At 71.9% G+C, this 12773-nt stretch carries 12 protein-coding genes; 5 read left to right on the top strand and 7 right to left on the bottom strand.

Annotation, left to right across the window (positions count from 1 at the left end; all coding sequences use genetic code 11):
- The first annotated feature begins 158 nt into the window (after window positions 1–158).
- A complete protein-coding gene (locus D7147_RS11555) occupies window positions 159–1112 on the top strand; it encodes an NAD(P)-dependent alcohol dehydrogenase (protein WP_120676539.1) in 954 nt (317 codons plus the stop codon).
- Between the two features lie 94 nt (window positions 1113–1206).
- On the opposite strand, the gene D7147_RS11550 is transcribed toward D7147_RS11555, so the two are convergent.
- Window positions 1207–2751: a M1 family metallopeptidase gene (locus tag D7147_RS11550; RefSeq protein WP_158609346.1), complete on the bottom strand. Its 1545-nt coding sequence runs from the start codon at window positions 2749–2751 to the stop codon at window positions 1207–1209.
- Window positions 2752–3134: 383 nt separating this feature from the next.
- Window positions 3135–3671 (bottom strand): AAA family ATPase, encoded by a 537-nt coding sequence (locus D7147_RS11545; RefSeq protein ID WP_120676535.1) that lies wholly within the window; start codon window positions 3669–3671, stop codon window positions 3135–3137.
- A gap of 53 nt (window positions 3672–3724) precedes the next feature.
- Here D7147_RS11545 and D7147_RS11540 point away from each other — a divergent pair, with 53 nt between their 5' ends.
- On the top strand, window positions 3725–4756 hold the full coding sequence (locus tag D7147_RS11540; protein WP_120676534.1) for a tyrosine-type recombinase/integrase: 1032 nt from the start codon (window positions 3725–3727) through the stop codon (window positions 4754–4756).
- Here D7147_RS11540 and D7147_RS11535 read toward each other — a convergent pair.
- From D7147_RS11535 to D7147_RS11525, 3 genes are all read right to left on the bottom strand, one after another.
- Window positions 4715–5350 carry a fasciclin domain-containing protein gene (locus tag D7147_RS11535; RefSeq protein WP_120676532.1) on the bottom strand — a complete coding sequence of 212 codons (636 nt, stop codon included), beginning with the start codon at window positions 5348–5350 and terminating at the stop codon, window positions 4715–4717. The genes D7147_RS11540 and D7147_RS11535 overlap by 42 nt on opposite strands.
- An 81-nt stretch (window positions 5351–5431) precedes the next feature.
- The gene (locus D7147_RS11530; RefSeq protein ID WP_120676530.1) at window positions 5432–7528 is read right to left on the bottom strand and encodes a M14 family zinc carboxypeptidase; all 2097 of its coding nucleotides are present in this window, start codon (window positions 7526–7528) and stop codon (window positions 5432–5434) included.
- 146 nt (window positions 7529–7674) lie between these two features.
- Window positions 7675–8460, bottom strand: coding sequence for an endonuclease/exonuclease/phosphatase family protein (locus tag D7147_RS11525; protein WP_120676528.1), 786 nt, complete (start codon window positions 8458–8460; stop codon window positions 7675–7677).
- A gap of 218 nt (window positions 8461–8678) precedes the next feature.
- Here D7147_RS11525 and D7147_RS11520 point away from each other — a divergent pair, with 218 nt between their 5' ends.
- The gene (locus D7147_RS11520; protein WP_267900759.1) at window positions 8679–9452 is read left to right on the top strand and encodes a sulfite exporter TauE/SafE family protein; all 774 of its coding nucleotides are present in this window, start codon (window positions 8679–8681) and stop codon (window positions 9450–9452) included.
- 1 nt (window position 9453) lies between these two features.
- Window positions 9454–10227: a GNAT family N-acetyltransferase gene (locus D7147_RS11515; RefSeq protein WP_120676526.1), complete on the top strand. Its 774-nt coding sequence runs from the start codon at window positions 9454–9456 to the stop codon at window positions 10225–10227.
- A 29-nt stretch (window positions 10228–10256) separates the two neighbouring features.
- Here D7147_RS11515 and def read toward each other — a convergent pair whose 3' ends face one another.
- Both def and D7147_RS11505 read right to left on the bottom strand, forming a co-directional pair.
- Window positions 10257–10766, bottom strand: a complete 510-nt coding sequence (gene def / locus D7147_RS11510) for a peptide deformylase (protein ID WP_120676525.1) — start codon at window positions 10764–10766, stop codon at window positions 10257–10259.
- A 10-nt stretch (window positions 10767–10776) separates the two neighbouring features.
- Window positions 10777–11547, bottom strand: coding sequence for a TetR/AcrR family transcriptional regulator (locus tag D7147_RS11505; RefSeq protein ID WP_120676523.1), 771 nt, complete (start codon window positions 11545–11547; stop codon window positions 10777–10779).
- A gap of 174 nt (window positions 11548–11721) precedes the next feature.
- Here D7147_RS11505 and pip point away from each other — a divergent pair, with 174 nt between their 5' ends.
- Entirely contained in the window at window positions 11722–12666 is a 945-nt protein-coding gene (pip, locus tag D7147_RS11500) for a prolyl aminopeptidase (RefSeq protein WP_120676521.1), read from the top strand.
- The last annotated feature ends 107 nt before the right edge of the window (window positions 12667–12773 follow it).

Here is a 12773-nt window from a genome sequence, read left to right as displayed (position 1 = left end):
AATCTGTCCCACCTGGTAGGCGGCGGGCGACGGGGTCGCGTCGCCTCCTTGTCGACCAGCCGCTTGCCCCGCCGTGCTAACTCCGAGACGTAGGCTTTTGGCCCTGTACGCATCGGGTACTGCGGCTGGCCGACTTTCCGAAGGGCTGGTGGTACCAGGTGAGAGCAGTCGTGTACGACCGGTACGGGCCCCCGGACGGGTTGCGGATCGAGAATCTCCCCAAGCCCGTCCCCGCGGCCCGACAGGTGCTCGTCAAGATCGCGGCGACCTCGGTCAATTTGAGCGATTGGGAGACTCTGCAAGGTTCGCCACTGTATTCGCGCATCGGTGGGCTGCGCTCCCCGGCACGCCGGACCCTCGGCTCGGACATCGCCGGATGGGTCGACGCGGTGGGCTCCGCCGTCACTCGGTTCCGACCCGGTGACGAGGTGTACGGCGACAACCTCATGCTCAAGGGCGGTTTCGCCGAGTACGCGATCGCGCCCGAATCGGTCCTGGCCCGCAAGCCCGCCGCCCTGACCTTCGCCGAGGCGTCGGCGATCCCACAGGCGGGCGTGATCGCACAACAGGGCACCGTGGGCGCCGCAGCCGGCAACCGGGTCCTGATCAACGGCGCCGGGGGAGGATCCGGCGCATTCGCGATCCAGCTGGCCAAACGACTCGGCGCCCAGGTAACCGGCGTCGACAACGCGGGCAAGCTCGACTTCATGCGGTCCGTCGGTGCGGACGAGGTGATCGACTACCGCAGCCGGGACTTCACCCGCAGCGGCCCGTACGATCTCATCCTCGATCTGGTCGCGCACCGATCGGTGTTCGCCTACCGCCGGGCACTGGCCCCCGGCGGCCGCTACCGGTGCGTCGGCGGATCGGTCCCGGCGCTGCTGCGCGTCCTGACGATCGGCTCGGTGGCCGGCCGGCTCACCCACCGCCGGCTGGGCGTGCTCGCCGTCCGGGAAGGGCCGACCCACTTCGAACCGGTGGCCGATCTCTGCGTGGCGGGTGACCTCGTCATCCACATCGACCGGGCCTTCACGCTCGACGAGACGCCCGAGGCGTTGGCCCACGTGGGTGAGGGACGCGCCCTTGGAAAGGTCGTCGTGAGCGTCAACTGACCAGCGGACGCAGATTTTCCGCGATCGGCGCCGCGAACAACCGGATCTGCCGATGAGCGGTTGCGTCGGGAGCGGTCGAACAGCGTGTCGGCGATCAGCTGGCCCTCCAGCGGTGGAACACCGGCGCCAGGTCGACCGGGCTGGCCGCCTGCGCCTCGGCGCGGAAGGCGACCGGCGTCGACACGCCGTACCGGTGGGTCGTCGCGTAGTCGCGCAGGAACGCCAGCCACCTGTCCGGACCCATCGTCCGCTCCAGGTCGTGCATCAGACACGACCCGAGAAGGTAGACGACCAGGCTGTAGCCGCCGTTGGCGTTGAAGTAGTCCATCCCACTCGTCACCCTCGCGTCCGGCGACGGCCAGAAGGGATCAGCGCACAGCGGGTTCTCGTCGCCGGTCGCCCGTTGTTTCGCGTACTCGGCGATCGCCTCGTCCAGCCACGGGTCGGCGTACTGGTCGTTGCCGACGAGCCCGTACCACCATTGGTGCGCCAACTCGTGCGCGACCGCAGTGCGGGCCGGATAGGTCACCACGTAGGTGGGGTACTCCATGCTCCCCCAGTCGAAGTGTGACGAGACGAGGTCGACTTCCGGGTACGGGTAGCGACCGAACCAGCCGGCGAAGGTGTCCATGTATTCGACCGCTCCGGCGAGCGTGTCGTCCACCTCCGCCGCGCTCACGTCGTCGGCGAACCACAGCCGGACCAGGACACCGTGGCGGGTCAACGCTTCCCGCTTGCCGAACGGGCCGGCGGCGAATGCGAAGTCCCGGACGCGCTTCGCGGCGATCGTGGTGAGGGTGCGGCCGGGTCTCGCGGGCCTGGCGACCGCGGAACCTGTCGCCGGGATCGCGAGCGCGCGCGGGTGGTCGAGGCGCACGGTCCAGTCGGCGGTCAGCGAGAAGTTGCTTTCCCCGCCGGTGCTGTACGAGTCGAGGTGCCAGCCTTTGCCGTCGTGGACGGCCAGGACCGGCAACGCGTGACCGAGCAGATAGTACGGTCCGTTGTGGCCGAAGCGGGCATCCCGATCGGGTACCGCGATATGGAGGTCGAAGCGCACGAGTGCGGGCTGCCCGGGCCGCAGCGGGTGTGCCATCCGCACCGGCAGGGCCGTGCACCCTACGGCCGGATCGCCCGCCGTGCCGCCGGACAGACGGGTGACGCGCACCGCCGGTGCCGCGCAGCCGTCTTCCCCGTTGCCCCACAGGCGAAGCCAGATCGTGTCCAGCACCACGCCGGTGGTGTTGACGAACCGTACGCTCATGCCGCCGTGCCAACTGCCTCCTGTGTCGTCCGCGGTCAGCCGCACGTCGTAGTTGACAAACCCGGGTCCGCGGGACTCCTGCGGGGAAGCCCGCGGTGCCGTCTGAGTCGGCGCTTGAGCCGACGCCGGGCTGGGTGACACCGACGCGGCCGCCGCCCCCACGAGCAGCAAGAGGGTAAGGGCCCGGGAGAGGTGCCGGTCAGAACGCGAGCGACTCAGCAGCGTCAGGCTCGACATCGATTCTCCCCGTGTCGTCGGCAGACTTCGGTCCATTGACGCTCGTTTGCCATCGCCAGGGTGTCCGCCCCCGTCCGATTTTGCGCGCAGCGGCATATCGATGGGGCCGGTGAACATGAGTGTGGACGTGTCGCGGTTCAACTGGAACGTCTCCGACCCTCGGGCGTCACAGGTGACGCCGCCGGTGCCCACCGCGAACGTGCATCCGGCGCCGCTCGGGGGCGGGGATTTTGACCTCGCGCGTGGGCAGGCGAGAGTGCGGCTGCTCTCCAATCAGGAGTACCGATCAGCCGAGGGGGAGGACAGACAATCCATGCCCGACACGGAGCGTAGGGAATAGGGTCCCCGAGCAGCCCGCGGGTCTCCGCCGTGGCTCAGGTAAGTGAGAAGACTCAGGATGAATGAGAAGGGCAAACAACAACCGTCCACTCGCCGCTCCGGAGGCGCGATCAGGTCCCGGCCCGGACTTGATCGTCCGATTCGATAATGTACATTATGTCAAGTAGTCGGAATTCGACCCTCCCTCAGCAGGGGTCGAGGTGCGCCGCGACGAAGGCGGCGCGCTGTGCCACCGGGGCCGGTGGCACAGCGATCGGCTCGTAGCCGTACTCGGCGTAGACGCGGGCGTGCAGCCGGCCGAACGCCAGCGCTTCGGGCAGGCTGATCCGCCGGGCGGCCGTACGCGTGACGAAGCCGAGCGACCCGACCAGGAACACCGTGCGCTGGTAGATCCGTTCCCGTTCGGCGCGGGCGAGTTCCGCGGCCAGCTCCGGGCCGACCGGGTGCCCCAGATGCTCGGCCAGGGCCAGCGTGCACAGCGGCGAGCGATCGTGCACCTGCACCGGGCCCCGCGTCTCGGCGCTCCGGCGTCGGCGCTGCAGCCGGACGACCGCTGCGACGAATCCCGGCTCGGTCCACGGCTGCGCCACCCCGCGGGCCTGCTCCCCGGCGATCACGTCGGTGGCCGCCTCGTCGACGACCGGATAGCCGCGCTGTCGTAGGGCGCGCGCGATGCTGGTCTTGCCCGCCCCCGGCGCGCCGGTCAGCACGTACCGCCGCATGGTTCCCTCCCCTGGGTTGTCCGGTAATGCGAAATTCATGCATAATATGCCTTATGCATGACAAACAGGATGAATCGGTACAGTCCTGGATCGAGGAGTTCCTGACGGCGCGCGCGACCCGCAAGCCCTCCCCCCACACCCTGGCGGCCTACCGGCGGGATCTCCGCAGCGTCGCGGACCTCGCCGGGGAGACCCTCACCCCTCCCCTCCCCCTCGACGAACTGTCGATCGACGCCCTCTCCCCTCGGCTCATGCGGGCCGCGTTCGCCAAGTTCGCCGCCCCGCGTGCCCCCGCCTCCGTCCACCGCGCCTGGTCCACCTGGAACAACTTCTTCGCGTTCCTGGTCGCCGAGGGGGTCGTACCGGGCAACCCGATGCCGGCGGTCGGGCGCCCGCGCGCGCCGCTCCCCCAGCCGAAGCCACTGCGGGGCGAACAGACCCCGGAGGAGCTGCTGGCCGCCGTCGCCGCGGAGGCGGGGCGGCAGCGCGACCCGTGGCCACAGCGGGATCTGGCGGTGCTCGCGTTGGCGCTCTGCGCCGGGCTGCGCCTGTCGGAGCTGCTCGCGCTGCGCGTGGCGTCGGTGACCGGTCGCGACGGCGAGCGGCGCGTCGAGGTGGCGGGCAAGGGCGGGCGCCCGCGCACGGTGCCGATCGAGGACGCCGTGGACCGGGTGCTCGCCGACTATGTGGAGAGTCGCCGACGCCGGTTCGGGGCGCGCACCGTGCGGCCGGATTCGGCGCTGCTGGTGGATCGGCGGGGTGAGCCGCTGCGCCGGGGTGGGCTGCAGTATCTGGTGGAGTCGTGTTATCGGCGGGCGGGCATCACCGACCGGGTTCCGCGCGGGGCGCGGCTGCACGCGTTGCGGCACACCTTCGCGACGCGGTTGGCGGAGGACGGGGCGGGCGCCGCGGAGATCATGCGGTTGTTGGGGCACGCGTCGTTGACGGCGTCGCAGACGTACATCGAGGTGACTGCGGGTCAGCAGCGGGCGGCGGTGCGGTCCAACCGTACGAACCGGGCGTTGGCCGGTCTGCTGGGTGAGTCAGTGGGCGCGGTGTCCGCTGCCGTCGGCGGTGGTGGGTAGCGGGCCGAGGACGGCGTTGACGAGGTGGATGCGGGCGCCGGCGGCCAGGTAGTCGGCGCAGACGGCGTCGGCGGTGTCGCCGAAGCGGGTGGTGGCGTCGGCGCGGGTGACGGTGAGGGCGGTGCCGTCGACGGTGGTGGTGGTGCCGGCGGCGGCGAGCTCGTCGAGGCTGTGGGTGCCGGCGATGAGATGCGCCTTGAGCAGGGTGCGCAGCTTGTCGTGGTCCTGGGTCATCAGGGTGTCCCAGGTGTCGTCGGAGAACTTCTTGACGAAGGCGTCGTCGGTGGGGGCGAGCAGGGTGAGGCCGTCCTGGTCGAGGTCGGTGAGCAGTCCGCTGGTGCGTAGGGCGGCCTCGAAGGTGGTGAGGGTGGGCATCCAGGTCAGGGCCTGCTCGACGGGGAGGCCGGCGAGGGCCGTGGGGTTGCCGGGTTCGGTGCCGGTGGGCAGGGCCGCGCAGAGTGGTCCGGTGACGGCGACGGCGGCGGTGGCGGGTGCCGGTTCGGAGTGGTCGGTGCAGGCGGTGGTGGCGAGCAGCAGGGCTGCGGCGAGGAGGGCGCCGGCTCGCCGCGGGGTGCGGGTGCGGGGGTTCGACACGTTGGCTCCTCGGGTGTGGGGGGTGGTGTGCCGGCAGGGCGGTGGCGCGTCCGCCCTGCCGGCACGTTCATCGGGTGGGTGTCACAGGGTGGCGCACTGGCCGGCGCGGGGGCCGGTCACGGTGTTGCGGATGTTGAGGTTGGTCGGTGCGGTGGTGTTGCCGGCGCAGGCCAGCGGGCCGGTGACCCGGGTGCCGGCGAGCAGCGGCTGGTTGGTGGTGCGGTTGGCGGAGAGGTCGACCGGGCCGGTGACGTTGAGGTCGATCAGGGAGATCGCGTCGGTGGTGCCGGTGACCCGGAGCGGGCCGGTGATCTTGCTGTTGGCGAGCAGGACGCCGGCGGCGCTGGTGGCGTTGACCGGTCCGGTGATGGTGGTGTCGGTGGCGACGAGCGTCGCGCCGGGGCGGACGGTGACGGGGCCGGTGACGGTGGCGTCGTCCAGGCAGGCGAAGCCGGTGATCGTGAGCGGCCCGGTGTGGCGGCCGGTGCGGGTCGGGTAGACGCGCTCGCCGTCGACGAGGTTCTCCACGCCGACTGCGTCGAGCAGGAGCGGGATCAGGCCTCGTTCGGGCTGGTTGAGGGGGACGTAGTAGCCGTCGGCGGCCTTGACGACCTTCCAGCCGTGGTCGGCGATGCGCTCGGCGGCGGTGGTGACGGCGCCGGTGGGGCCGTCGGTGCGGGGGCCGTGGTACTGCTCCTCGGTGAGCTTGTAGGCGCAGGGGGCGTTGTCGAGGATGAGGTCGGCCGGCGGGGCGTCGATCGGCGGCGGGCTGCTGCCGGGGTGCGGGGCCGGGTGGGCGGCGATGGGTCGGGAGCCGCGGAAGACGAGGCGGCCGGTGTTGGCGGCCTGGAAGGTGATGGCGTCGGCGCGGGCCTGGGTGATGTCGGTCAGCTTGGCGCGGTGGTAGTCGAGGAACTGCTGGAAGGTCCAGAGGGCGGAGAAGGTCTTGCGGCGGCGGTTGTTGGCCGCGTTGCCCTCGTCGGGGCGGGTCTGTCCGCCGGAGCTGCGCAGTTCGAGCAGCGAGTTGACGACGTTCTTGAGGCCGAGGGTGTTGCGGAGGATGGTCTCCTCGCCGAGGCCGACGTTGCCGCCGCCGTCGCAGCCGTAGGGGCAGGGCCACCAGCCGGCTTCGGCGCCTTCGCGGTACATATGGCCTTCGATCATGTCCATGGACTCGTCGAAGATGGGCTGGGCGACGTTCTGGTGGCGCGGGGGCAGCATGGGCAGGTCGCCGGCGCGGGAGTTGCCGTACTCGTGGCCGTCGTAGCCGGCGACGGGCCGGTAGTCGCGGACCATCTTGACGTACGCGGCGGTCTCCGGCTGGCGGATGAGCGAGTAGTCGCGGTTGAGGTCCTGGCCGGTGGAGTTGCCGCGGGTGTTGGCGGCGCGGCCGTCACCGTTGATGGTGGGGACGATCAGGACGGTGGTGTGGCTGAGCAGGTCGGTGACGCGCGGGTCGGTGCTGAAGGCGAGTTGCCGGGCCATGATGAGGCAGGCTTCGCGGTCGCCGGGCTCGTTGCCGTGGACGTTGCAGTTGATGGCCGCGGGTGAGGTGGCGGCGACGGCTTCCGGGGTGGCCGCGGGGGCCGGGTAGCCGATGACGAACATGTTGATCGGCCGGTTCTGGATGGTGCGGCCGATCTCGACGACGCGGACCCGGTCGCTGAGTTCGTCGATGGCGGCGGTGTAGGCGTACTCGTCGGTGTCGCTGGTGTACTGGGCGCCGTGGGTGGTCTCCCACTGGGTGCGCAGCCGCTCGCCGGGGGTGTCGGGGTTGCCCCAGGGGGCGGTGGTGGTGCCGACGACCGCTTCGGAGTAGGGCAGTTCGGTGGTGTCGATGCGGGCGCGTACCCGCCACTGGAACCGGTCGCCGGGGTTGAAGCCGGCGTCGGCGAAGGTGGGTGACTCCTGGTTGATCTGCCGGTTGGGGCGCCAGATCCCGACGATGGTGGGGGTGCCGGTGGGGTTGTCGGCGCTGTCGACGGGGGTGCGTTCGATCTGGTAGTCGGTGGCGCCGTCGACGGGCTGCCAGGCGAGGGTGGTGTAGCCGTCGGCCTGGCGGATGGTGAGGTCGGTGACCTGGTTGGGTTCGGCGGCGTTGGCCGGCCCGGCGATGGTGATGAGGCTGGCGGTGAGGAGTGTGGACAGTGCGATGAGAACAGCGCGGTGGCGTCTCACATGGCCTCCATGGCGATGTACTGGTTGACCGTGTCTGGGTTTGGACCAGCATGATCGTCATGGATTCTCGAATCAACGATCTTGAGGGAATCTTGCGTCTCGATGTGCGGTAAGGGGCCCGCTCCCCTGCTGGCGCTGACGGTTGGTCAGCCGAGGTCGACCAGGAGCGGGCGGTGGTCGGAGATGGTGGACAGCGGGGTGGTGACGGCGGTGACCGGCGGGAGTCGGCGCAGGGCGTGCCGGTCACCGAGGACGTGGTCGAGCTGTACGCGGGGTTCGCCGGCCGGGTAGGTGGGGCGGCGGCCCAGTGGTCGCCAGCCGGAGACGACGCGGACGACGCCCGCGGGCAGGTTGAGGTCGCCGAGCAGGATCCGGGGGGCGGGTAGGGCGCGTAGCGCGCGGACGACCTGGCGGAGTTGGCGCAGGTTCCAGCCGGGCACGAAGGACAGGTGCGTGGCGGCGGCGGTGAGTGGCCCGTACGGGGTGTCGAGGACGGCGGCGAGCACGACGCGGGGTTCGTCGCGGAGCAGGACGAGGCCGGGGCCGCGGCCGGGGCTGGGGACGTGCACGGGTGAGCGTACGGGCGCGGGGGTGAGGCGGGTGACGCGCCATTTGCGGACGGGGTAGCGGCTGATCAGTCCGATGCCGTAGCAGGGTTCGCCGTGTCCGTCGTCGTCGCCGGTGAGGGGGCGGAAGCCTTCGCCGGGGGTGCCGACGAGGGCGCCGGCGAAGCGGTGGTGGGGTGCGTCGAGTGCGCGGGCGGCGATGGCGGTGAGGTCGAGGTTTCCGCTGCGGCTCTGGTCCCGGTCGACTTCCTGCAGGGCGAGCACGTCGGCGTCGAGGGCGGTGACGGCGGCGGTGAGCCGGTCGGGGTCGACGAGCCCGTCGGTCAGTGATCGACCGTGTAGCAGGTTGAACGTGGCCAGGCGCACTCCTGCACCCTACGACGCCGTGGCAGTCTTGCCGGGTGGTCAAGGGTTTGCTGTGTTCGATGTTGGTGTTCGTGGCGGTGGGGGCGCTGGGGTTGTGGGTGCGTCGCCGCCGTGGTCTTTGACCTCCTCGGTGTGGGGTGGCTGCGGCGCGCCGGGTGTGGGTGAGGCTGGACACAGGCGTGGGCGTCGGTGGTGGGTGGCTGGAAACAATGGCGGCCGTGGAGCCCTCGTCGTTGATCACCTTGCTGTCCGCGGCCGCGATGGCCGGCTGGGTGGATGCCGTGGTGGGCGGTGGTGGGCTGCTCCTGTTGCCGGCGTTGCTGGTGGTCGCACCGGGGTTGCCGGTGGCCACGGCGCTGGGTACGAACAAGCTCGCGGCGATCGCCGGTACGGCGACGGCCGCGGCGACGTACGCGCGGCGCACCAAGATTGACTGGACGGTGACGGGGCCCGCTGCCGGGTTGGCGGTGCTCAGCTCCGGGGTGGGTGCGGTGCTGGCCGGTGCGGTGCCGGCGTCGGCGTACCGGCCGGTGGTGCTCGTGGTGTTGCTGTCGGTGGCGTTGTTCGTGGTGCTGCGGCCCCGGTTGGGGGTGGTGTCGCTTCCGCACCGGCGTACTCCGGCCCGGGTGGCCGCGGCGGTGGTGCTCGCCGGTGTCGGCATCGCTCTCTACGACGGGCTGATCGGTCCGGGTACGGGCACGTTCCTGGTGTTGGCGTTCACGGCGCTGGTCGGGGCGGATTTCGTGCACGGGTCGGCGATGGCGAAGGTGGTCAACGCGGGCACGAACCTGGGCGCGCTGGTGGTGTTCGCGGCGACCGGGCACGTGTGGTGGCTGCTGGGGGCGGGGATGGCGGTGTGCAACGTCGTCGGCGCGGCGGTGGGCGCGCGGATGGCGTTGCGTCGTGGGGCCGGGTTCGTGCGGATCGTGTTGCTGGTGGTGGTGTTGGCGCTGGTCGGCAAGCTCGGCTACGACCAGTGGCTGGCCGGCTGAGGTGCCGGTACGCGCCGAACACGACCGGGTGGTGCTGGCCGGGCTGCTCGGCCGGGATCCGGTGCTGCACGCGTATCAGCTCGGTGACCTGGACGACTTCTTCTGGCCGTACACGTCGTGGTTCCGCCGCGGCGACCAGGTGGCGCTGCTGTATCACGGGGTGGAGCCGCCGACGCTGCTCGCGTTCGCCGGGCCGGAGCACGCCGCCGGGTTGGCGGCGCTGCTCGCCGAGCTGGCCCCGCTGCTGCCGGCCCGGTTGTACGCGCACCTCTCCCCCGGTGCGGCGGCGGCGTTGGCGCCCGCGTTCGACCTGGACGGGCCGGCCGCCCACCTGAAGATGGCGTTGACCGATCCGGCGCGCCTGGCCCGGGTCACCCCGGCCGGGGTGCCGCTGGGCGCGGCGGACCTGCCGCAGCTGCGGGCTCTCTACGCACGGGCGTATCCGGGTAACTGGTTCGATCCGCGGATGGTGGAGACCGGGCAGTACGTGGGGATCCGTGACGGTGGCGCGCTGGTCGCCGTGGCCGGGGTGCACGTCTGGTCGCCGGCGTACGGGGTGGCGGCGTTGGGCAATGTCACCACTGATCCTCGGCTGCGGGGTCGTGGTCTGGGCGCGGCGGTGGTGTCCGCGCTCTGCCGGCGGCTGTGCGACAGCGTCGCGCACGTCACGTTGAACGTTCGGGCCGACAACGTGGCGGCGGTGCGGCTGTACGAGCGGTTGGGGTTCACCCGGGTCGCGGACTACGGCGAGTACACGCTGACCGCCCGGCGCTGAGCCGGTGGCGGCGGGCGGTCAGCGGGGGTTCAGCCGCGGCGGCGCGGCGAGTCGAAGCGGCCGGCGCGGATCTCCCGCAGGGCCCGCCGCCGGGTGTCGCCGCTGAGGGTGTCGACGTAGAGCCGGCCGGCGAGGTGGTCGGTCTCGTGTTGCAGGGCGCGGGCGAGGAATCCGCTGCCGGAGATGGTCAGCGGCTCGCCGTGCTGGTCGAAGCCGTGGGCGGTGGCGTGCAGGGCGCGGCGGGTCGGGAAGTACAGGCCGGGGATGGAGAGGCAGCCCTCGTCGTCGACCTCGGTCTCCTCGGAGAGTTCGATCGTCGGGTTGACCAGGTGGCCGCGGTGCCCGTCGGCGTCGTAGACGAACACCTGGGCGTCGACGCCGATCTGCGGGGCGGCGACACCGGCGCGTCCGGGTTCGCCGAGCAGGGTGTCCATCAGGTCGCCGACGAGGGCGCGTAGTTCGGCGTCGAAGCTGGTCACCGGCGCGCACGAGGTGCGCAGCACGGGGTCGCCGATGATCCGGATGGGGCGCATGGTCATGTCGGCAAGATTATCCGGCGGTGCGGCGGCCGCGGATGAGCACCTCGATGCCGTCGAGGATGCGCGCCAGGCCGAACTCGAACGCCCGTACGGGGTCGCCGGCGGCCTGGTACTCCTGGCCGGCGGCCGCGCCGACCCGGGCGGCGAGGGGGAAGCGGTGGGGGTCCATCGCCTTCTCCAGGTAGGGGGCGTGGGCGTGCCACCACTGTTGTTCGGTCAGGCCGGTGCGTTCGGCGGCCTGGGCCTGTTCGACGGCGCCGCGGACGGCGCCGTGGACGAACCCGCCGACGAGGGTGAGCACGGCGTCCATCTCGAGGTCGGTGAGGCCGATGCCGTCCACGGCGCGCAGCTCGCGTTCGTAGCGGGCGATCAGGTTGGGGCCCAGGGGTGGGCGGCTGGTGGCGACCTGCAGCAGCCACGGGTGGCGCAGGTACAGCGCCCAGGTCTGCTGGGCGAGGTCTTCCAGCCGGTCGCGCCAGGTGTCGCCGGTGGGCTCACTGGTGAGGGTCTCGCCATAGGCGGTGTCGAGCATCAGGTCGAGCAGTTCGCCCTTGCCGGGTACGTGCGTGTAGAGCGACATGGTGCCGACGGCGAGGCGTTCGGCGACGCGGCGCATGGACAGCGCGCCGAGCCCTTCGGCGTCGGCCAGGTCGATGGCGGCGCGGATGATCCGCTCGACGCTCAGGTCGGCGCGGCCCTTGCGGCTGGCGGGTTCGCGGGTTCGCCAGAGCAGGGCGAGGCTGCGCGCGGGGTCACCGGTGCCGCTGTACTCCGTGGTCACGTCCGGTGACTCTACCGCCGCCCGGACGTACGCCGTACGGCGCCGGAGGCGGCGGCCTGTGCGGGCGCAGCGCTCGGCGCGCGACGGCGGCCAGGGTGGCCAGGGTGGCCGCAATGACCGGCGTGGAGTGCACACCGCTAACGTAACGCCGCTGTCGTCTCTGGGGAGGGCCGGATGTATCCACTGGTGGAGCCGTACGCCCACGGCATGCTCGACGTCGGCGACGGCCAGCACCTCTACTGGGAGACCTGCGGCAACCCGCAGGGCGTACCGGCGGTGGTGCTGCACGGCGGTCCCGGCTCCGGGGCCACGCCCGGCTGGCGGCGCTACTTCGACCCGGCCCGCTACCGGGTGCTCCTGTTCGACCAGCGGGGCTGCGGACGCAGCCGCCCGGACGCCGCCGACCCGCACGTCGACCTCTCCGTCAACACCACCGCTCACCTGATCGCCGACATCGAACGGCTGCGCGAGCACCTCGACGTGGACCGGTGGCTGGTGCTCGGCGCGTCGTGGGGCTCCACCCTCGCCCTGGCGTACGCCCAGCGTCACCCGGAGCGGGTCAGCGCGATGGTGCTGTTCAGCGTGGTCACCACCAGCCCCGGTGAGGTCGAGTGGATCACGCGGGAGATGGGCCGGATCTTCCCCGCCGAGTGGGCCCGTTTCCGCGACGGCGTGCCGGCGGCCGACCGCGACGGTGACCTGGCCGACGCGTACGCCCGGCTGCTGGCCGACCCCGACCCGGCCGTACGGGAGCGGGCCGCCCGCGACTGGTGCGCCTGGGACGACACCCATGTGCGCACGGTCCCCGGCGCCGGTCCGGACCCCCGCTTCGAGGATCCCGAGTTCCGGATGCGTTCGGCCCGGCTGGTCACCCACTACTGGCGCAACGCCGCGTTCCTGCCCGACGGGCAGCTGCAGCGCGACGCGCACCGGCTGGCAGGGGTGCCCGGGGTGCTGCTGCACGGCCGGTTGGACATCAGCAGCCCGCCGGTCATCGCGTGGCAGCTGGCGCAGGCCTGGCCGGATGCGCGCCTGGAGCTGGTCGAGGCCGCCGGTCACGGCGCCGGACGCGGCATCGGCGAGCGGGTCGTCGCCGCGCTGGACGACTTCGCCCGCTGAGCAACCCACGCTCGACACCGCGACCGCGCGCGGCGGTCGACGCAGGAGCGGCTCGCGCTGCTCCGCAAGGCCGACCTGATCTCCCGGGAACGCAAGGAGGGCGTGCC

Origin of the sequence: Micromonospora musae (genome assembly GCF_003626545.1) — a bacterium.
GTDB classification, from domain to species: Bacteria; Actinomycetota; Actinomycetes; order Mycobacteriales; family Micromonosporaceae; genus Micromonospora; species Micromonospora musae.
The sequence above is the reverse complement of the archived record's forward strand: the minus strand, read 5'-3'. Positions and strand labels throughout refer to the sequence as shown.

What these genes read in the sequence shown, in the direction of transcription:
- def (WP_120676525.1), bottom strand. Translation starts at nt 10,766, where the DNA reads ATGACCATGCGCCCCATCCGGATCATCGGCGACCCCGTGCTGCGCACC.
- D7147_RS11540 (WP_120676534.1), top strand. Translation starts at nt 3,725, where the DNA reads ATGCATGACAAACAGGATGAATCGGTACAGTCCTGGATCGAGGAGTTC.
- pip (WP_120676521.1), top strand. Translation starts at nt 11,722, where the DNA reads ATGTATCCACTGGTGGAGCCGTACGCCCACGGCATGCTCGACGTCGGC.
- D7147_RS11545 (WP_120676535.1), bottom strand. Translation starts at nt 3,671, where the DNA reads ATGCGGCGGTACGTGCTGACCGGCGCGCCGGGGGCGGGCAAGACCAGC.